Here is a 17,202-nt window from a genome sequence, read left to right as displayed (position 1 = left end):
ATCCTCCCGGCGCTTATGCGTTGAAGGGCATGTTGAATGCTTTCAACAGTGCCTTTGCTTCAGCGTCGGTTTTCGCTGTGGTGGCAATTACGATGTCCATGCCCCAGACTTCGTCGACTTTGTCGAAGTCGATTTCGGGGAACACGATGTGCTCTTTCATGCCCATGGCAAAGTTGCCCTGACCATCGAAAGACGGCTTAACACCGCGGAAGTCACGAACGCGCGGCATCGCGATGGTGATCAGACGATCCAGGAATTCGTACATCCGGTCACCGCGCAGGGTCACTTTCGCACCCAGCGGCATGTCTTCACGGACGCGGAAACCCGCGATCGACTTTTTCGCCTTGGTTGCAACGGCCTGCTGACCGGCAATCGCAGTCAGATCCTCGACAGCCGCTTTGGCCTTCTTGGAATCTTTGACAGCTTCTGCACCACAGCCGATGTTCAGAACGATTTTTTCCAGCTTGGGCAGCTGCATGTCGTTCTTGTAACCGAACTCTTCTTTCAGAGCGGGGCGGATGGTTTCAGCGTACTGAGCCTTCAGGCGCGGAGTATAGGTTGCGTTATCAAGCATCGATCACGTCCCCTGTGGTCTTGGCGAAGCGAACCTTCTTGTCACCTTCCATACGGAAGCCAACGCGGGTGGCTTTGCCGTTTGCGTCCAGCAGTGCCAGGTTAGACAGCTCGATCGGGTTTGCCTGGGGCAAACGGCCGCCTTGGCTGTTCTGGGTCTGGCGGGTGTGGCGGATGGCGATGTTGATGCCGTCGACAACAGCTTTACCGGCTTTCGGGTCAACCGAGGTAATCGTTCCCTCTTTGCCCTTGTCCTTGCCGGCCAGCACGACGACCTTGTCGCCTTTGCGGAGTTTAGCAGCCATGATTACAGCACCTCCGGAGCCAGCGAGATGATTTTCATGAAGTTTTTGCCACGCAGTTCGCGAACAACGGGGCCAAAGATACGGGTACCTACGGGCTCGTTGTTGTTGTTCAGGATGACAGCGGCGTTGCGATCGAAACGGATCGCGGTGCCGTCTTCGCGACGGACTTCTTTAGCGGTGCGTACGACGACGGCCTTACGGACGTCACCTTTCTTTACGCGGCCGCGTGGGATGGCTTCCTTCACCGAGACGACAATGATGTCGCCGACGGAGGCGTATTTACGCTTGGAACCACCCAGGACCTTGATGCACTGAACTCGGCGTGCGCCGGAGTTGTCAGCGACATCCAGATTGGTCTGCATCTGGATCATGTGGTTTCTCCCGACCTGTGGGGGCTGGTCTCGTTAGATCCCCCAGGGTTTCGACAAATGGAAAAATCCCGGAAGCTTACGCCTCCAGAACTTCCCAACGTTTCGTCTTCGATTTCGGCGCGCATTCGATGATGCGTACAGAGTCGCCGACCTTGAAGGCGTTCTTTTCATCGTGAGCCCGGTATTTCTTGGACTTACGGATGGTTTTCTTCAGAACCGGATGCGTAAAGCGGCGCTCGACGGAAACGGTTACGGTCTGTTCGTTGGCGTCGCTGGTTACGGTGCCGGACAGGATACGCTTGGGCATAGGATTACTCCTCCGATGCCGCGGCAGCGGCCTTTTCGTTCAGAATGGTTTTGACGCGGGCAGCATTGCGGCGGGCCGCTTTGATGCCGGCAGTGTTTTCCAGCTGACCGGTTGCCTGTTGAAAGCGCAGGTTAAAGCTCTCTTTCTTCAGGTTGGCCAGTTCCTCGCGGAGCTGGTCCGGGGTCTTGTCACGCAGTTCTTGGGCGTTCATCGCCTTTTTCCTTTGCTCAAAACACCAGAAGGCCCCTTATCAGGGTCACCTTTGACCTGGTGGATGAATGATAGACATACGAATCCCCCGACTCAGCCGGGGGAACGCAAGATGCCGCTCTATAGGGGGTTCAGGGGTGGGTGGCAAGGGAAAGTTTGGTAAAACGGAAGCCACTGGCAGTTAGGACCAGTGGCTCCTGCGCAAATCAGACTACGACCTCTAGCTTATCGAGAAAAAGTTCCCCTTCAAACTCTATTGCCAACGAGTCGAAATCATCCGCCGACTCGAGTTCTAGTTCATACCGTAGCGGACCTACGAACACTGCACGCAGGCATACATCCCGAAGCGATGCCTTAAGTTCCACAAGACGTGTTCGGCCTGTAATGCCAAAAGGCCCCTTGTCGAAGAAATCGTACCTGTAGTTAGCGCAAGGTGCCCAAACACCAACATTCGCAACGAGTGTCGGCTTTCCAGGCGGTTGCGCGTTTATCCAAGCAGAAACTGACGTGACATCGACGCCCGAACTGGGCGTTGGTACTGTTGTTGCTTCGACAGAAATGCTAGGTATCGTCGCTGATCCAACCCCCCTGACTTTGCCGTCCACGGTGACAAATGCCACGACTGAGGTCTTGCCAATGGTAATTGGCAGCCAGCGCAATTTGAATTTCAGCACCTGTGGCCCTTGAACGCATGGCCCGTCCGTTGACTTGATATTCAGTGTGATCGGTTCAGCTTCTGGAGACGTAACATAGCCATCCGGCACTCCGAGTTCTCCCCCCAAACTTGCATAACAACCGGTTGGGACAACAACGATAGCTTCGACGTCGTATGTCTTCAGGTCCGCGTTTATTTTAATTGAAACTAGAGGCTTAAAATAGCTCATTGCACTTCTCCTAATCAGGACTAAAAAAGTGCAATTCAAAATATCACAATGAGAGCTGAAAACAAATTCCAAATAGAAAAGGACACTCTAGAACTCGGTTCGAATTCCGCTCAAAACCGTCCGGCTACTCCCACTTAAAATTATAGCTGATCCCGATCCGATTTTCCTCCGCCATGCTCATCAGCACCTCGTGGCGCAGCCAGCGACTACATTAGTCTTTCAAATTGTTCCACAAACGCAAAACGCGGCCTCGTTTGCACGAGACCGCGTCTTCAACTGTCTAAGTCTGAGTGACTTACGCCAGAGCGATGTTCACAGCTGCCTCACGACCGTCACGGCCGGGCTCGATGTCGAATGTTACTTTCTGGTCGTCGGCCAGGCCAGTCAGACCCGAGCGCTCAACAGCCGAGATGTGCACAAACACGTCTTTGCCACCGGTCTCCGGTGCGATGAAGCCAAAACCTTTAGTTGCGTTGAACCATTTTACGGTGCCATTGGCCATATCCGTATTCTCCTATTAAATTGCTGTCCGCGGGATTGCGACAGCGCGGCGTGGTCGGTCTGGATCGAGAGACTGAACGCCAAAATTCAGGAGACAGTGGTCGAAAAAGAAAAACGTAAGCGTGCCTCACATGGGTCATGGCGGAGCATATTGCAAGGTTTTTCGGCAACTCGAGGTGAAACGTGATTGGCAGGCGCGCCACCCATTCACCCTGCGCCCCCTCTGCCTGAACACCTTACGTGCAGGGAACCGGGGCTCACTCCCACTTATAGTTAAAGCTGACGCTAATGCGTTCTTCTTCGGCCATGTTCATAGGCACTTCATGCCGCAGCCAGCTTTCCCACAGCAGGACATCGCCCACTTGCGGCTTCATATAGATGAACGGTTGTAAGTCCCGCCGCCCGCCCTTCAGCCGTGTCGGCGCGGCCATCATGCGGCCCGATCGGGGATCTTCCAGCTTCAACGCGCTGGCCCCCTCGGGCATCGCCACATAGGTCGTACCCGAGATCACACTGTGCGGGTGCAGGTGGCTGGAATGCATTCCACCCTCGGGGAGGATGTTGATCCACAGGTCCTCGAGCTTCAACTCACCTTCGCCCAGATCAAACTCCAAATCCTTGGCAAAGGCCGCGACGTGTTGATCCAAAGCTGCAACCAGATCGGCGAAAATCGGGAACCGCCACGGCAAATCGGTCAGCGAGGCATAGCTGGTGTAACCAGGATAGCCGTTCTCCTCACACCATTCCTGCCCGGCCTCATCATCCTCGGCAATGACAAGGCAAGAGTTTTCCAGCTCTTCTGGGTCGATCTTGGGACCAAACTCGGACAAAGCTGCGCAATAAAGACGGGTAACGAAGAGTGATTCAATCTGGGCCATAGGCTGGGCATAGCCCAAGCTCTGATCCAAGGCCAGCCCCAGTCAACCCTTAGTTTTTGATTGGCCCCGAGCCGCAGCGCGGGATCGGACGCCCGCCATCCGCGTAGGCCAGACACATGACAATCTCATCCGGTTTCGGCGCGTCGGGAATGCTCAGCGTCATGGTATCGAAATGGTCAAAGGACCACGGATTGTCCTTGTGTCCGAGGGGCAGATCAATCGCACATCCCGGTGCCCCAAGTTTGGCATTCGACGGGATGACGGCTTCACCTCCACTTGCTGATGCGCGCATTGGAGCGCCGAGTTTCGGATGGATCAATGCGCCACCTTGTTCGAGATCGCCATTCGCACCCACAATCGCTGCTTTACCGTAGGAAATCGGCGCTCGGTCGAGTTGAGAAACAGCCTCGGACGCTAGGTCTGCCCCAAGCATTCCTCCAATTTCAAAAAGCTCGGACAAGTCTTCCGAGAATTTACCGGCCAGCGGGTTTTGTATGACAGCCAAAGCTGCAACTCGGCAGACCGGAGCGCATGGTTGCCCAAACTGGTCGGTGGTTATGACCTCTTTGACAAAAACCTTCTTGCGTAGCTGAAACATACAACCCTCCCATTCACTCTGGGCAGATTATGGGGGCTATGGGCAAAGGTCGACTTTTTTCACTCATCAGTGGGATGGATCGCAAAAGACTAACACAATACCCCCTGCCGGCGTCCTGACAGGGGTCAATCTTGTCACGAACGAGTGGTCCCCAGTCGCTTACCAGTCTTAGGGAACCTAAACACAGGTCTTGATCGGCAGCTTTATAGTGATCCGACTTGAGCTCGCATGCCCAGCGATCAACTGAAACTCTACCCAGACGTACTTTGACCGGCTTTGCAGTGACCGGAGTATCTTGGAAGATGCGGATCCAGACACGCCCTATTTCTTCAGCAAATCGGGCCAGAACTCGTTTGCTTTTTCAATATTGGCATCAATCTCGCTGGCCCAGATGCGCCGCACCTGCGGGCTGTAATTTAGATACAGTTTTTCATCCCAGATGCGCCATGCGAACGGGTCGACATCGGCCACCGCATTCTGGCTGGCCGCATAGGCGCAATATCCGCCATATTGAGGAGCATACTTCGTCGGGTCAGACAGAAAAGCCTGACGGTTTTCTTCACTCAGAAACACCCAGGTAGCGCCATTGTGCTGAGCCGTGATCTCAGGATCGCCCTTTTGCGGATCACCGCCTTGCCAATAAGTCATGACGTCATATCCGTTCATCGCAAGCTTGTTGAAATACCCTAGGTTCACCTCGGGCGACGCGGCCCAGGTTTTTGCTGGGGCGACCACGGTACCAACGGTCATCAGAAACAACAGTACTAAATGGCGGAGACTAAAACTTGGCATCAGTATCATACTCGATGGCAGAGAGGGTTCGCCCGAATTTAGCCACGCCTGTCTGCCGATTGCCAGTCACGAGTCTGTAAACCGGCATGTGGCCATTGACGGTTTAAGCCCCATAACCTGCGTCTGACACCGAGAACGCAAAACCCCCGCCGGTATCCCGACGGGGGTCAATCTTTTAGCGAACGGGGTAGCCCCCCAATCGCTTACCAGTCTTCGCGAACCACGACGCGAGTCTTGATCGGCAGCTTCATCGCGGCCAGGCGCAGGGCCTCGCGGGCGATGTCGTCATTGACGCCGTCGATCTCGAACATCACACGGCCAGGCTTGACTTTGCATGCCCAGCGGTCGACCGAACCTTTACCTTTACCCATACGAACTTCGATCGGCTTTGCAGTGACCGGAGTGTCGGGGAAGATGCGGATCCAGACACGACCCTGACGCTTCATGTGACGCGTCATGGCACGACGTGCAGCTTCGATCTGGCGTGCAGTTACACGCTCAGGCTCAAGAGCTTTCAGGCCGTAGGTGCCAAAGTTCAGATCAGAGCCGCCCTTGGCGAGACCCTTGATCCGGCCTTTGTGCATCTTGCGGAATTTAGTACGCTTTGGTTGAAGCATATCTTTCCCTCCTTAGCGACGACCGCCACCAGCACCACGAGGTGCAGGGCCGTCCTGGAGTTCCTGTGCTTTACGGTCACGTGCCTGCGGATCGTGCTCCATGATCTCACCTTTGAAGATCCAGACCTTGATCCCGATGATCCCGTAGGGGGTCATCGCTTCGGCATGTGCGTAATCGATGTCGGCACGCAGGGTGTGCAGAGGCACTCGGCCTTCGCGGTACCACTCGGTCCGTGCGATTTCGGCGCCGCCCAGACGACCCGCGACGTTCACCCGGATACCCAGAGCGCCCATGCGCATGGCGTTCTGAACCGACCGCTTCATCGCGCGGCGGAACGAGACGCGGCGCTCCAGCTGCTGAGCGATGGACTCGGCAACCAGCTGCGCGTCAAGCTCGGGCTTGCGCACTTCGACGATGTTCAGGTGCAGTTCGCTGTCGGTCATACGAGCAAGCTTTTTGCGCAGAACTTCGATGTCTGCACCTTTCTTGCCGATGATGACACCGGGACGTGCAGTGTGGATCGTCACGCGGCACTTCTTGTGCGGACGTTCGATGATCACACGGGCAACACCGGCCTGCTTGCACTCTTTGTTGATGAACTCACGGATCTTGAGGTCTTCCAGCAGAAGATCACCGTAGTCCTTGGTGTCGGCGTACCAGCGGCTGTCCCAGGTGCGGTTGACCTGCAGGCGCATGCCGATCGGATTTACTTTATGACCCATTAGGCTTGCTCCTCAACTTGACGCACCTTGATGGTGATCTCCGAGAACGGCTTCATGATCTTGCCGAAACGGCCACGGGCACGCGGGCGACCACGCTTCATGACCAGGTTCTTGCCAACCCATGCTTCGGCGACGATCAGCTCGTCAACGTCCAGGTTGTGGTTGTTTTCGGCATTCGCGATTGCGGACTGCAGGCACTTCTTGACGTCCTGCGCGACACGCTTGTTCGAGAAAGTCAGGTCGGTCAGAGCCTTCTCAACTTTCTTGCCGCGGATCATTTGCGCAACCAAGTTCAGTTTCTGCGGGCTGGTGCGAAGCATGCGCGTTTTCGCCATTGCTTCGTTTTCAGCCACGCGGCGGGGGTTCTTTTCCTTGCCCATGACTTACTTCCGCTTCGCTTTTTTGTCTGCGGCGTGACCGTAATAGGTACGAGTCGGCGAGTATTCACCGAACTTCTGACCGATCATGTCTTCCGAGACGTTTACCGGGATATGCTTCTGGCCGTTGTACACACCAAAGGTCAGACCCACGAACTGGGGCAGAATGGTGGAACGACGCGACCAGATTTTGATGACTTCGTTGCGGCCCGACTCGCGTGCTGCTTCGGCTTTTTTCAGCACGTAAGCATCGACGAAAGGACCCTTCCAAACAGAGCGAGACATAGATTAACGTCCCTTCTTCTTGGCGTGCCGCGAGCGGATGATCAGCTTCTGGGACGCTTTGTTCTTGTTGCGGGTACGCTTACCCTTGGTGTCCTTACCCCACGGTGTAACCGGTGTACGGCCACCCGAGGTACGACCTTCACCACCACCGTGCGGGTGATCGATCGGGTTCATTGCAACACCACGAACCGACGGACGAACGCCCTTGTGGCGCATACGACCGGCTTTACCGAGGTTTTGGTTCGAGTTGTCAGGGTTGGACACGGCACCAACGGTGGCCATGCATTCCTGACGGACCATGCGCAGCTCGCCCGAGCTCAGACGGATCTGAGCGTAGCCACCATCGCGGCCAACGAACTGAGCGTAAGTACCGGCCGCGCGTGCGATCTGACCGCCTTTGCCAGGCTTCATCTCGATGTTGTGGACGATGGTACCGATGGGCATGCCCGAGAACGGCATTGCGTTGCCCGGCTTGATGTCGGCCTTGGCGGATGCCACGACTTTATCACCAACAGCCAGACGCTGCGGAGCCAGGATATATGCCTGCTCACCGTCTTCGTATTTTACCAGTGCGATGAATGCGGTCCGGTTCGGGTCATATTCGATCCGTTCGACGGTTGCCGCGACATCAAATTTATTCCGTTTGAAGTCAACGATCCGGTAGAGACGCTTTGCGCCACCGCCGCGGCGGCGTGAAGTGATCCGTCCGGTGTTGTTCCGGCCGCCCGATTTGGTCAAACCCTCAGTGAGAGACTTGACCGGACGTCCTTTCCAAAGCTCCGAACGGTCGATCAGCACCAGCCCGCGCTGGCCCGGCGTCGTCGGCTTGTACGACTTAAGTGCCATGCTTTCTGTCTTCCGTTTAGCAAGTGCAGGGGGTTTCCCCGCTATGTGATAGGCCCCCGTAGGTGCCAAGGGTATAGGGCCCCGAAGGTCCCCGGTTACAAATATCAGAGGCCCCGGAACGAATCCGAGGCCGTAAGATTGGGTGCGTGTAGCAGTGTTGGGGGTGGGTGTCTATAGGTAGTCTGTTTAAATTCTGTTTAGGGTTATGCACTAGAAGTTGGCCGCTTGAGTACAAAAAAAGATACCAGCTTCATTCTTATTGATGCCGCCTCCATCCACAGCGCACACTTCTCAACAAGCATTCATCACATCAGCTAAACGGCCAACAAAAGAACCGCTCCAAGTTACATTTTCGCAACTTAAAACTTGTTATCGTTTCTTAATGGTTGCTGGCCCAAGCAAGTCGGTTGATTGAGCCCTCAGAACCAAACAACGAGAAAAAAGAAATGAGAAGAAATCTAGCTTGGTTTACCACAACAATTTGCATTCTTACACTCGTATCAGCCTGCAGCACCTCAGGCACTCCAGAACCTAGGAAACCTTCTAATAAGGACCTTGCGATTCAATGCGGTTTGGACGCTGGCATTAAGCAGCCGTTTCAATTGTTTCAATCGAAGTCAGGTGGTCGCACGACCTATTTCTATGTAGTCACGAATGGAATTACAGAGCAACAGGCAGCCGATGCCAACGCCTGCTCCCGGTCACTTTAGGTACTCCATCTTATGACCATAGCATCGGTTTTTCTAAGCCAGGCAAAACGGAAACACTCAATTAGCGGCATGCAGCGAACATCCAACCGTCTTAGCTCATTAGCCAGATGAGGCTTTTGGGGTCTGCGGGCGACTGTACGTAAAGACTACCAGCGGCGCGGGACAAGGCCGAAGGCCGCCGCACCAGCGACTGCCCGTCCCGGCGGGCTGGCGCTTTGGGGACGTTTACGCCTCGCTAGGAATTCGGATGTATCTGGCACCATAAAGCACATTGATCAGACGTAGCAGCGCCATCCCACGGGCAGTCGCTGGCGCTGCTCATCGCTCCGCACGGGTGGGTCCGATCAGTAATGGGCAGTGCCTTCACCCATATAGCGCGCGTGCTTCGGCGAAGGACAGCAGACGGCGGCTTTTCTCGTCCCACAGATGCAGCCGCGCATTGGCGAGGCTCTCTCGGATGGTCATCTGGTTGCTGTTGGCAAGCTCATCATGATCGCGCAGCACTTCGGTCAGGCGGTAGAACGGAATGCGGCTGTACAAGTGGTGCACGTGGTGGATGCCGATATTGGCGCTGAACCACTGCAATACGGATGGCAGGATGTAATGCGAGCTTCCATGCAGGGCGGCCTCGTGCAGTTGCCAATCCTTATCGGGATCCCATTGCGTCTCTTCGAATTGGTGCTGGACGTAGAACAACCAGACGCCGGCCGCCGCGGCAATCAGGGTCGAGGGCAGGAAAATCAGCAACATCGGCATCACGCCACCAAAATAGTAGATGCCTCCTAGCACGATCATAATGGCAAGATTTGTGACCATTGCGCTGACCCAGAATTTCGGAATACCCGTTAGGCCAAGCGGCAGTCGGTTCTGAAACAGGAACAGATACCCGGGACCAAAGCCAAACAGGGTAATCGGGTGCCGATACACCCGATACCAAAAGCGGTTCATCGACGTCATCGAACGGTATTCGGCCACCGTCAGCGTGTGGATGTCACCCATCCCCCGCTTGTCCAGATTGCCCGAAGAGTTGTGGTGCGTGGAATGCGTACGGCGCCAGACATCATAGGGCGTCAGAGTCAGCACTCCGATCACCCGCCCGACCCAGTCACTGACCGTTCGGTTCGTGAAGAAAGCCCCGTGCCCGCAATCGTGCTGAATGGCAAACAGGCGCAACAGGAAAGCCGCGTTGAGGACCGAAACTGCAAAAGCAAGCCAATAGCTGACGGACAGGAACATCCACGACACTGCCCACAATGCGATGAATGGGATGATGCTGACGCCAAGCTCGAACCAACTGCGCAACTGGTTCGGTTCGCGATATTTGGCAAGCGTCGTCACCCAGTCACGCGCGGCGGTCACATCCCGCTTTGCCGTCGTCGATAGATTGGTTTCCGTCATGTGCCTGCCAAATCATTTTCTTTCAGCACACCGGATAGACGACCACACCGACATAGCAACCTGATTCTGGACCAATCGCGACGTTTGGCGTTCAATTTATGGTGCTGCCGCTCAAAAAAGGCCTCCGAAGTCACGGAGGCCTTGTTCGATTGTCCGATGTCGGGTCAGATCTAGACAGGTGAAATCGCCGATGGCGTCATCCGTTCCACGTACATATGTGTTTTTAGACGCCAGCCCGACAGCTCGGTCGACCGTAATATTAGCCGTCCGCCTTCATCTCGGTAGCAATTATGATGCTGATCGGCCCGGTCGAGAAGGGCCCCACACCGAACTCCATGTGGTCAATCTCGCCCTCTGCCGTAAAGGCCACCCAATCGCCCGCGTAATATTCGATGGCGCTGCCCAGCGGGTGCTCGCCCTGATGGGTCAGCGTCGCCTTCAAGGTCAGGGGTTTGGTCACGCCGTGGATGGTCAGGTCACCGGTCACATCCGCCGTGGTGTCTCCGGTCCGCGTGATCCCGGTGCTGACAAAGGTGATCTCGGGGTAGGTTTCGACCTCAAAGAAATCCGCCGACTTCAGGTGGTCGTCCAGCGGGCCAAAGCCCGACGACAGGCTGTTTGTGTCAATTGTCACGTTCAGGGTCGATGCCTCGACATCATCCGCGTTCAGGTCCAGCACGCCTTCGGCCTTGGTGAACTCGGCATGCTGGTTGGACACGCCTGCATGGCTCCAGCCAAAGCGCACCTCGGTATGCCCCTGGTCGGTTTTGTAAGTCTGCGCAAAGGCCGGGGTGACGGCGACAGCTACGGTAACGGCTGCGATCATAGATTTGAAAGTCATCGTGATGTTCCTTTCATCTGCAATGGGGCTGGTTTTTAGATGAATTTTCATCTAGTTGAATTTGCAGCCAACAGCAATAAGATTTGGAGCTAACACAAAGTTGTGAAGAACGATCTGCCAACCCCATTGGAAACAGACATCTGGGTGGCCATGAACCGGACAACCCGGCTTATCCAATCAGAAATCAGTGCAGCCTTGAAAGATGCGGGCCTGCCGCCTCTGAAATGGTATGACTTGCTATGGTCGCTTGAGCGGCACGGAGGAAAGCTGCGCCCTTTTGAACTTGCTCAAGACACCATTTTTGAGCAGTCGAACCTGTCTCATCTCAGCAGACGGATGGTTTCTGAGGGGCTAATCGAATTCGTATCTTATGCCGGAGACAGGCGCGGTAAAATGCTGCAGATTACAGACAAGGGCAAAGAGCTGCGTAAACGTATGTGGAAAATCTACGGACCGCTGCTGCATGAAAAGATGCGCGCACTTGGCGGTGCCGAGGGTTGGCAGGCGTTCCTTGCGTCCGCAGGACGTCAGGCGGATTAAACGAAACATCAAAGACCCAGATCGACGATCACCCCAATGACCGCCTGCGACACAGCGGTTCAGATTCAACCGCAATGCGCTGCTTTAGTTTGATATGGCCCAACACCTCGCGAAAAGCGCGGTGCCTGGGTTTCCCCTCAAGATAATCCGCCAGCTTGAGCAGGTTGATCGGATGCTTCACAATCAGCGCTTCGACCCTCTGCACTGCGTCATCCAACTCGTAATGGTCGATGAACTGACAGGCCACCTGGGTCGGCGTTAGCAGGCAAAAATCCTGCGGCCGTTTGTCGGTATAGCGGATGATATCGAAGGGCGACGCCCCAAGGGCGTGGAACTTGGGGATGTACACGCGCATATCAGCCTGCGGATGTTCTAGTACCGTGCCCGAGATCTGACGAAACCCCAGCGGCCCAAGCTTGCCGAAAACATGTCTCCGCATCGCCGGAGAAACCATGTCGACATCCGCCCTGTCATATTTCAGATCATCGAATACGGACAAAAGCCCGAGATTTTCATCAGCGATCTGAAAGTATGGCTCGGCGCTGAAAGCCCGCATCTGCCCCAGTAACTGATTGCGTTTGGCTTCGGTTTGGGACCCTGAAACCGCGTCATCGGCAGGGTCCACTGACCCCATAAAAAGCCCCAGCAAGCGCTGGGTAACGGACCCCTGCCTGCGCGCAAAACGGTCCGAATTTACAGAGATTGATTTGTTTCCTCCACGTTTGTTCATTTGACCGTACCTATAATTTCCGAAGTATTCGGCCATCAGTCAGAACGCTTGGGCGTACCACCCCATAGTCACCGCCCAATCAACAGAATGATCTTCAACCTTTTGCCCCGTTCACTACTGAAGATAACGCTGTCCGCTCCCCTGTCACGGGTTAGCGGCGAAAGAACGCCGGTAACAAAACGCTAACGGCTTGCCGTGAGACACCCGTTCCTGCCCTGGACATGGCAGCTTCCTGACCCAAACGTAAAAAGGCTCCGCCCACCATTCGGGGGCGAAGCCTGATCATGTTCTCACCGTTTGGTGTAACCGGATCAGAGACCGGTCGACACGTCGATGGTGTTACCCTCTTCCAGGGTTACATATGCTTTTTTGACGTCTTTCCGCTTGCCCAACTGGCCACGGAACCGCTTGACCTTGCCTTTGGTGATGGTGGTGTTCACCGCCTTCACCTTGACACCAAACAGCGATTCAACCGCTTCTTTGATCTGCGGTTTGTTGCTGTCGATCGCCACTTCAAAGACAATCGCGCCGTTCTCGGACGCCATGGTCGACTTTTCGGTGATGATCGGCTTGCGGATCACGTCGTAGTGTTCTGCCTTCGCGCTCATTTCAGACGAGCCTCCAGTGCTTCGACAGCCGCTTTGGTGAGCACCAGGGTGTCACGCTTGAGGATGTCATAAACGTTTGCACCCATCGACGGCAGGATATCCAGACCTTCGATGTTGCGCGACGCCTTCAGGAAACCTTCGTTCACGGTCGCGCCGTCGATGACCAGAGCGCGTTTCCAGCCCAGGTTTGCAACCTGTTTGGCCAGAGCGGCGGTCTTGCCTTCGGCTTCGGCGTTCTCGATCACAACCAGTTCACCTGCTTTGGCTTTGGCCGACAGAGCGTGGCGCAGGCCAAGCTTGCGGAACTTCTTCGGCAGGTCGTGGCCGTGCGAACGAGGGGTCGGGCCTTTGTAGATACCACCCTTGCGGAAGATCGGCGCGTTGCGGTCACCGTGACGAGCGCCACCGGTGCCCTTCTGGCGATAGATCTTCTTGGTCGAGTAGCTGGTTTCCGAGCGGGTCTTCACCTTGTGGGTGCCGGCCTGCGCGTTGTTGCGCTGCCAACGGACCACACGGTGCAGGATGTCCGCGCGCGGCTCCAGGCCGAACAGGTCTGCATCCAGCTCGATGTTGCCGGCTTTGCCGCCGTCCAGATTGATTACATCAAGTTTCATGCTTCACCACCTTCCGCGGGTGCTTCTTCCGCAGGTGCTTCGGTTGCAGCCGATTTAACAGCAGCCGGGAAAGGCAGGCCTTCCGGTGCTTTCTTCTTGACGGCGTCCTTGACGGTGACCCAGCCCGATTTCGGTCCGGGAACGGCGCCTTTGATGAAGACCAGACCACGGTCGGCGTCGGTTTTGACGACTTCCAGGTTCTGGGTGGTAACACGGGCAGCACCCATGTGACCGGCCATCTTCTTGCCTTTGAACACCTTGCCCGGGTCCTGACACTGACCGGTCGAACCGTGCGAACGGTGGCTGATCGAAACACCGTGCGAGGCGCGCAGACCACCGAAGTTGTGGCGCTTCATTGCACCGGCAAAGCCTTTACCGATCGAGGTACCCGAAACGTCAACTTTCTGACCTTCCAGGAAGTGTTCTGCCGAAATCTCGGCGCCCACTTCGATCAGGCCATCTTCGGAGACGCGGAACTCGGCCAGCTTACGCTTGGGCTCGACCTTGGCAGCGGCGTAGTGACCGCGCATGGCCTTCGAGGTGCGTTTTGCCTTGGCAGCACCGGCACCCAGCTGAACGGCGGTGTAGCCGTCTTTGTCAGCGGTACGCTGTGCAACGACCTGCAGGTTGTCCAGGTGAAGAACGGTCACAGGGATCTGCTTGCCGTCTTCCATGAACAGGCGGGTCATGCCAACTTTTTTTGCGATAATACCAGAGCGCATAATCTATACCCTCCGATCTTACGACTGCAGCTTGATCTCGACGTCCACACCAGCAGCGAGGTCGAGCTTCATCAGCGCGTCAACGGTCTGGGGGGTCGGATCAACGATGTCGAGCAGACGCTTGTGCGTACGGATCTCGAACTGGTCGCGGGATTTCTTGTCGACGTGAGGGCCACGGAGAACCGTGAACTTCTCAATCTTGTTCGGCAGCGGGATCGGGCCACGCACGTTCGCGCCGGTCCGCTTGGCAGTGTTGACGATCTCTTGCGTGCTGGCATCCAGAACGCGATAGTCAAATGCCTTCAGCCGAATACGGATATTTTGGCTTTGCATAATAACAGCCTTTTATCAGGCGTTGAGGTTGAGAGGAGGACAGACGCGCATCGCCAACCCTCATCGAACCCAAAAGGCGGGAATCACCCCGCCTCGATGTTCTTATTGAGAACTCGCGCGATCTACAGGGGTTGATGGGGTTTGGCAAGGGGAAATGAGTCAGAACAATATCGGCGCCTTTGGCCAAACCTTAGTACTTTGATGCGAAGATTGGCAAAGCGCTTAAGTCTAGGATGATAACCCATCGGCACAGAAGCTTTCTGAACCTTTGGCTAGGTACTCATCCACCGATTGTTTTGCGTCGTTTTCCAGATGACCCGTAACATCCAAACACAGCGCAATACCAACGGTAATCTCGGCGACCTCTTGAAAAAACTCGTCCATTTGATCCATCGGCGGCGGATTATAGATACGAGTCAGTACCATTACCAGCGGGTCGAGTGAATATCGAGCGCGTAGCCCACACCACTCGTAAGTATTGGAATCCCTTTCTGCGGTGCAGCCAATTGCGTACTGTTTCTGCGAAGATTTGGGGGTCAGATACAACAACCTGAAACCATCTTGCCCACTAGAATGCACAGTGTAGCCCGGCAACCTCAGGTGATTAGGTACTGGCTCAGGGTATGGGTACCCTCCACCGGGGCCTGTTGGCGACCAAAGGGAATCGGACCCCGGGTTTAATTGCTTAATGTGGATGACAGTATTGTCCAGAAGTGGGATTTCCTTCAACATTTCGTTCATCCAATCAAGCCTATTGATCGGAAGAAATTTCGCGTCAGAGTCCCGCCCCGAAAAGTCCTCACCTGCATAGAATGTGCGTGTATTCAACTGAACGACAATTTCTTCTTCTGCATGCAGCGCTGAAACACTTGCCAATCCAAAGCCGAGAAATGTGAGAAGCTTCAAAAACATAGTCTATGCACCCTCAAGATTGTGCGCGCGAACCATCCACAATCTTTGAGAGAATTTCAACAGCCATAAAGTTCCAAAACTTCGTCCCTGCTATTGGTCCCTAACTCTCCGACGGTTGAGCCTGTGCGTACCGGGGCGCAACAACCCGTTCGTAAATCAAAAACAGCAACGGCGTCAGCACCATCGACAGCGCCACGACGATGATCAATGTGTTCGCCAGATCGGCACTCAGCACATGCGTTGCGACCGAGAAGGACAGCAGCACAAACCCGAACTCTCCGGCCTGTGCCATCCCCAGCGCAAACAGCCAATTATTAGCACCGGACACGCCGAACAATCGGCCCAGAGCAAAGAGGATCACCGCCTTTATAGCCATCACCCCAAAGGTCAGCGAGACGACCAGGCCTACATTATCGACCATCAATCGGAAATTCACCGAGGCTCCGACGCTGACAAAAAACAACCCCAGAAACAGCCCCTTGAACGGAGTGATCTCTTTTTCCAGCGCATTGCGATATTCGCTGTTGGCCAACACCACCCCGGCAATGAACGCCCCCAGAGCCGGTGTCAGACCAACGGCCATCATCAACACGGCCACACCGACCACAAGGGTCAGAGCCATGGCCGTAAACAGTTCAGGCAGATTAGCAGACTCAACATATCGGAACACTGGCCCGGTCAGATAAGCACCGCCAACAATCACCAGAATGATCGAGCCAAGCGTGACAAGCGCCCTCAACCATCCTGGCATGCCTTGCACAAGATTCAGTGAAAGTCCGGTGCTTGTCGTGGGCCCGTGACTGACGGCCCCGCCCCCTATCGCGGCAAGCTCCGGCAGAGCCAGTAGCGGCAGAAGCGCCAGAATTGGGATCACCACAATGTCCTGCATCAACAGAACCGAAAAGCTGGATTGCCCTCCGGCTCCCATCAGTAGCCCTTTTTCATGCAGTGTTTGCAACACAATAGCCGTGGACGACAGTGAAAAAATCAACCCGATGGTCAAGGCCGACTGCCACGGCTGCCCAAGCGCCATCGCCAACCCCATTACGGCAAGAGAGGTACAAACCAGTTGCAAACCACCCAACCCCAAAAGCCTTTTACGCAAATCCCAAAGTTTCTTTGGCGCCAGTTCCAGACCGATCAGAAACAGCATCATGACAACGCCAAATTCGGCAAACCGCTCAAGACTGCCGACATCAACACTCAGCGCCGACAAGACAGGGCCAAGCAGCATTCCGGCAATCAGGAAACCCAGAACCGACCCAAGGCCAAGCCATACGGCGACCGGAACAATAGCAATGCCCGTCCCGAGAAGAATGAAAGATAGAAAAAGATAGTTTTCCATATAGGTTCAAATATTGCTTGTGGAGCTATCTTACACAAGCAGCACAATTTTGCGTGCCTTGGAACCGATGTCCAAACATAAAAAGGGCGCCCCAAGGGACGCCCTTTCTTTGAGTATTGGCTTAAGCGCCTTACTCGATGATTTTCGACACAACGCCGGCGCCGACGGTGCGGCCGCCTTCG

At 55.3% G+C, this 17,202-nt stretch carries 25 protein-coding genes; 1 reads left to right on the top strand and 24 read right to left on the bottom strand.

The window, feature by feature from the left end:
* Nucleotides 1-13 precede the first annotated feature (13 nt).
* The 17 genes from rplE to ACR0DL_RS16245 all read right to left on the bottom strand — a co-directional run bounded on the left by rplE (nucleotide 14) and on the right by ACR0DL_RS16245 (nucleotide 11,216).
* Nucleotides 14-574 (bottom strand): 50S ribosomal protein L5, encoded by a 561-nt coding sequence (gene rplE / locus ACR0DL_RS16325; RefSeq protein WP_170351677.1) that lies wholly within the window; start codon nucleotides 572-574, stop codon nucleotides 14-16.
* Complete coding sequence (rplX, locus tag ACR0DL_RS16320; protein ID WP_008755589.1) at nucleotides 567-878, bottom strand: 50S ribosomal protein L24; 312 nt, start codon at nucleotides 876-878, stop codon at nucleotides 567-569. The genes rplE and rplX overlap by 8 nt, the downstream gene beginning before the upstream one ends.
* Nucleotides 879-880: 2 nt before the next feature.
* A complete protein-coding gene (gene rplN, locus ACR0DL_RS16315; RefSeq protein ID WP_008757934.1) occupies nucleotides 881-1,249 on the bottom strand; it encodes a 50S ribosomal protein L14 in 369 nt (122 codons plus the stop codon).
* A gap of 76 nt (nucleotides 1,250-1,325) precedes the next feature.
* A complete protein-coding gene (gene rpsQ / locus ACR0DL_RS16310) occupies nucleotides 1,326-1,556 on the bottom strand; it encodes a 30S ribosomal protein S17 (protein WP_170351678.1) in 231 nt (76 codons plus the stop codon).
* A 4-nt stretch (nucleotides 1,557-1,560) separates the two neighbouring features.
* Nucleotides 1,561-1,767, bottom strand: a complete 207-nt coding sequence (gene rpmC, locus ACR0DL_RS16305; protein WP_010437082.1) for a 50S ribosomal protein L29 — start codon at nucleotides 1,765-1,767, stop codon at nucleotides 1,561-1,563.
* Between the two features lie 205 nt (nucleotides 1,768-1,972).
* On the bottom strand, nucleotides 1,973-2,650 hold the full coding sequence (locus ACR0DL_RS16300) for a hypothetical protein (protein ID WP_480690210.1): 678 nt from the start codon (nucleotides 2,648-2,650) through the stop codon (nucleotides 1,973-1,975).
* A 295-nt stretch (nucleotides 2,651-2,945) separates the two neighbouring features.
* The gene (locus ACR0DL_RS16295) at nucleotides 2,946-3,152 is read right to left on the bottom strand and encodes a cold-shock protein (RefSeq protein ID WP_170351679.1); all 207 of its coding nucleotides are present in this window, start codon (nucleotides 3,150-3,152) and stop codon (nucleotides 2,946-2,948) included.
* Between the two features lie 256 nt (nucleotides 3,153-3,408).
* On the bottom strand, nucleotides 3,409-4,029 hold the full coding sequence (locus ACR0DL_RS16290) for a 2OG-Fe(II) oxygenase family protein (protein WP_480690426.1): 621 nt from the start codon (nucleotides 4,027-4,029) through the stop codon (nucleotides 3,409-3,411).
* A gap of 49 nt (nucleotides 4,030-4,078) precedes the next feature.
* The gene (locus tag ACR0DL_RS16285; protein ID WP_480690208.1) at nucleotides 4,079-4,627 is read right to left on the bottom strand and encodes an amino acid synthesis family protein; all 549 of its coding nucleotides are present in this window, start codon (nucleotides 4,625-4,627) and stop codon (nucleotides 4,079-4,081) included.
* A 321-nt stretch (nucleotides 4,628-4,948) separates the two neighbouring features.
* Nucleotides 4,949-5,377, bottom strand: coding sequence for a YHS domain-containing (seleno)protein (locus ACR0DL_RS16280; RefSeq protein WP_480690206.1), 429 nt, complete (start codon nucleotides 5,375-5,377; stop codon nucleotides 4,949-4,951).
* Between the two features lie 245 nt (nucleotides 5,378-5,622).
* Nucleotides 5,623-6,036, bottom strand: a complete 414-nt coding sequence (rplP, locus tag ACR0DL_RS16275; RefSeq protein WP_058283513.1) for a 50S ribosomal protein L16 — start codon at nucleotides 6,034-6,036, stop codon at nucleotides 5,623-5,625.
* 12 nt (nucleotides 6,037-6,048) lie between these two features.
* The gene (rpsC, locus tag ACR0DL_RS16270; RefSeq protein ID WP_008758042.1) at nucleotides 6,049-6,759 is read right to left on the bottom strand and encodes a 30S ribosomal protein S3; all 711 of its coding nucleotides are present in this window, start codon (nucleotides 6,757-6,759) and stop codon (nucleotides 6,049-6,051) included.
* Nucleotides 6,759-7,139, bottom strand: coding sequence for a 50S ribosomal protein L22 (gene rplV / locus ACR0DL_RS16265; protein ID WP_039538267.1), 381 nt, complete (start codon nucleotides 7,137-7,139; stop codon nucleotides 6,759-6,761). Before rplV ends, rpsC begins: the two co-directional genes overlap by 1 nt.
* A 3-nt stretch (nucleotides 7,140-7,142) precedes the next feature.
* Complete coding sequence (rpsS, locus tag ACR0DL_RS16260) at nucleotides 7,143-7,421, bottom strand: 30S ribosomal protein S19 (protein ID WP_005980699.1); 279 nt, start codon at nucleotides 7,419-7,421, stop codon at nucleotides 7,143-7,145.
* Between the two features lie 3 nt (nucleotides 7,422-7,424).
* Nucleotides 7,425-8,267 (bottom strand): 50S ribosomal protein L2, encoded by an 843-nt coding sequence (rplB, locus tag ACR0DL_RS16255; RefSeq protein WP_008757664.1) that lies wholly within the window; start codon nucleotides 8,265-8,267, stop codon nucleotides 7,425-7,427.
* Between the two features lie 1,073 nt (nucleotides 8,268-9,340).
* Nucleotides 9,341-10,375 carry a fatty acid desaturase gene (locus tag ACR0DL_RS16250; protein ID WP_480690204.1) on the bottom strand — a complete coding sequence of 345 codons (1,035 nt, stop codon included), beginning with the start codon at nucleotides 10,373-10,375 and terminating at the stop codon, nucleotides 9,341-9,343.
* 259 nt (nucleotides 10,376-10,634) lie between these two features.
* On the bottom strand, nucleotides 10,635-11,216 hold the full coding sequence (locus tag ACR0DL_RS16245) for a YceI family protein (RefSeq protein WP_480690202.1): 582 nt from the start codon (nucleotides 11,214-11,216) through the stop codon (nucleotides 10,635-10,637).
* Nucleotides 11,217-11,318: 102 nt separating this feature from the next.
* Here ACR0DL_RS16245 and ACR0DL_RS16240 point away from each other — a divergent pair, with 102 nt between their 5' ends.
* The gene (locus tag ACR0DL_RS16240; protein WP_480690200.1) at nucleotides 11,319-11,756 is read left to right on the top strand and encodes a MarR family winged helix-turn-helix transcriptional regulator; all 438 of its coding nucleotides are present in this window, start codon (nucleotides 11,319-11,321) and stop codon (nucleotides 11,754-11,756) included.
* A 28-nt stretch (nucleotides 11,757-11,784) separates the two neighbouring features.
* Here ACR0DL_RS16240 and ACR0DL_RS16235 read toward each other — a convergent pair whose 3' ends face one another.
* The 7 genes from ACR0DL_RS16235 to ACR0DL_RS16205 form a co-directional block, all read right to left on the bottom strand.
* Nucleotides 11,785-12,486 carry a hypothetical protein gene (locus tag ACR0DL_RS16235; RefSeq protein ID WP_170362267.1) on the bottom strand — a complete coding sequence of 234 codons (702 nt, stop codon included), beginning with the start codon at nucleotides 12,484-12,486 and terminating at the stop codon, nucleotides 11,785-11,787.
* 311 nt (nucleotides 12,487-12,797) lie between these two features.
* Nucleotides 12,798-13,094 (bottom strand): 50S ribosomal protein L23, encoded by a 297-nt coding sequence (locus ACR0DL_RS16230; protein WP_058272362.1) that lies wholly within the window; start codon nucleotides 13,092-13,094, stop codon nucleotides 12,798-12,800.
* Nucleotides 13,091-13,708 (bottom strand): 50S ribosomal protein L4, encoded by a 618-nt coding sequence (rplD, locus tag ACR0DL_RS16225; protein WP_170362268.1) that lies wholly within the window; start codon nucleotides 13,706-13,708, stop codon nucleotides 13,091-13,093. The genes ACR0DL_RS16230 and rplD overlap by 4 nt, the downstream gene beginning before the upstream one ends.
* Nucleotides 13,705-14,430, bottom strand: coding sequence for a 50S ribosomal protein L3 (gene rplC / locus ACR0DL_RS16220; protein ID WP_170351686.1), 726 nt, complete (start codon nucleotides 14,428-14,430; stop codon nucleotides 13,705-13,707). Before rplC ends, rplD begins: the two co-directional genes overlap by 4 nt.
* Nucleotides 14,431-14,448: 18 nt before the next feature.
* Nucleotides 14,449-14,763: a 30S ribosomal protein S10 gene (rpsJ, locus tag ACR0DL_RS16215; protein WP_008756422.1), complete on the bottom strand. Its 315-nt coding sequence runs from the start codon at nucleotides 14,761-14,763 to the stop codon at nucleotides 14,449-14,451.
* Nucleotides 14,764-14,991: 228 nt separating this feature from the next.
* Complete coding sequence (locus ACR0DL_RS16210; protein WP_480690197.1) at nucleotides 14,992-15,675, bottom strand: hypothetical protein; 684 nt, start codon at nucleotides 15,673-15,675, stop codon at nucleotides 14,992-14,994.
* 100 nt (nucleotides 15,676-15,775) lie between these two features.
* A complete protein-coding gene (locus ACR0DL_RS16205) occupies nucleotides 15,776-17,020 on the bottom strand; it encodes a cation:proton antiporter domain-containing protein (RefSeq protein WP_480690195.1) in 1,245 nt (414 codons plus the stop codon).
* Between the last annotated feature and the right edge of the window lie 182 nt (nucleotides 17,021-17,202).

The organism is Ruegeria sp. BB5 (genome assembly GCF_056539405.1).
The sequence above is the reverse complement of the archived record's forward strand: the minus strand, read 5'-3'. Positions and strand labels throughout refer to the sequence as shown.

What these genes read in the sequence shown, in the direction of transcription:
- ACR0DL_RS16205 (WP_480690195.1), bottom strand. Translation starts at nt 17,020, where the DNA reads ATGGAAAACTATCTTTTTCTATCTTTCATTCTTCTCGGGACGGGCATT.
- rpsQ (WP_170351678.1), bottom strand. Translation starts at nt 1,556, where the DNA reads ATGCCCAAGCGTATCCTGTCCGGCACCGTAACCAGCGACGCCAACGAA.
- ACR0DL_RS16300 (WP_480690210.1), bottom strand. Translation starts at nt 2,650, where the DNA reads ATGAGCTATTTTAAGCCTCTAGTTTCAATTAAAATAAACGCGGACCTG.
- ACR0DL_RS16230 (WP_058272362.1), bottom strand. Translation starts at nt 13,094, where the DNA reads ATGAGCGCGAAGGCAGAACACTACGACGTGATCCGCAAGCCGATCATC.
- rplB (WP_008757664.1), bottom strand. Translation starts at nt 8,267, where the DNA reads ATGGCACTTAAGTCGTACAAGCCGACGACGCCGGGCCAGCGCGGGCTG.
- ACR0DL_RS16280 (WP_480690206.1), bottom strand. Translation starts at nt 5,377, where the DNA reads ATGACCGTTGGTACCGTGGTCGCCCCAGCAAAAACCTGGGCCGCGTCG.
- rplE (WP_170351677.1), bottom strand. Translation starts at nt 574, where the DNA reads ATGCTTGATAACGCAACCTATACTCCGCGCCTGAAGGCTCAGTACGCT.
- rpsC (WP_008758042.1), bottom strand. Translation starts at nt 6,759, where the DNA reads ATGGGTCATAAAGTAAATCCGATCGGCATGCGCCTGCAGGTCAACCGC.
- ACR0DL_RS16235 (WP_170362267.1), bottom strand. Translation starts at nt 12,486, where the DNA reads ATGAACAAACGTGGAGGAAACAAATCAATCTCTGTAAATTCGGACCGT.
- rpsJ (WP_008756422.1), bottom strand. Translation starts at nt 14,763, where the DNA reads ATGCAAAGCCAAAATATCCGTATTCGGCTGAAGGCATTTGACTATCGC.
- rplX (WP_008755589.1), bottom strand. Translation starts at nt 878, where the DNA reads ATGGCTGCTAAACTCCGCAAAGGCGACAAGGTCGTCGTGCTGGCCGGC.
- ACR0DL_RS16245 (WP_480690202.1), bottom strand. Translation starts at nt 11,216, where the DNA reads ATGACTTTCAAATCTATGATCGCAGCCGTTACCGTAGCTGTCGCCGTC.
- ACR0DL_RS16250 (WP_480690204.1), bottom strand. Translation starts at nt 10,375, where the DNA reads ATGACGGAAACCAATCTATCGACGACGGCAAAGCGGGATGTGACCGCC.
- rplV (WP_039538267.1), bottom strand. Translation starts at nt 7,139, where the DNA reads ATGGGCAAGGAAAAGAACCCCCGCCGCGTGGCTGAAAACGAAGCAATG.
- rplD (WP_170362268.1), bottom strand. Translation starts at nt 13,708, where the DNA reads ATGAAACTTGATGTAATCAATCTGGACGGCGGCAAAGCCGGCAACATC.
- rplC (WP_170351686.1), bottom strand. Translation starts at nt 14,430, where the DNA reads ATGCGCTCTGGTATTATCGCAAAAAAAGTTGGCATGACCCGCCTGTTC.
- rpsS (WP_005980699.1), bottom strand. Translation starts at nt 7,421, where the DNA reads ATGTCTCGCTCTGTTTGGAAGGGTCCTTTCGTCGATGCTTACGTGCTG.
- ACR0DL_RS16210 (WP_480690197.1), bottom strand. Translation starts at nt 15,675, where the DNA reads ATGTTTTTGAAGCTTCTCACATTTCTCGGCTTTGGATTGGCAAGTGTT.
- ACR0DL_RS16290 (WP_480690426.1), bottom strand. Translation starts at nt 4,029, where the DNA reads ATGGCCCAGATTGAATCACTCTTCGTTACCCGTCTTTATTGCGCAGCT.
- ACR0DL_RS16285 (WP_480690208.1), bottom strand. Translation starts at nt 4,627, where the DNA reads ATGTTTCAGCTACGCAAGAAGGTTTTTGTCAAAGAGGTCATAACCACC.
- ACR0DL_RS16295 (WP_170351679.1), bottom strand. Translation starts at nt 3,152, where the DNA reads ATGGCCAATGGCACCGTAAAATGGTTCAACGCAACTAAAGGTTTTGGC.
- rpmC (WP_010437082.1), bottom strand. Translation starts at nt 1,767, where the DNA reads ATGAACGCCCAAGAACTGCGTGACAAGACCCCGGACCAGCTCCGCGAG.
- rplN (WP_008757934.1), bottom strand. Translation starts at nt 1,249, where the DNA reads ATGATCCAGATGCAGACCAATCTGGATGTCGCTGACAACTCCGGCGCA.
- rplP (WP_058283513.1), bottom strand. Translation starts at nt 6,036, where the DNA reads ATGCTTCAACCAAAGCGTACTAAATTCCGCAAGATGCACAAAGGCCGG.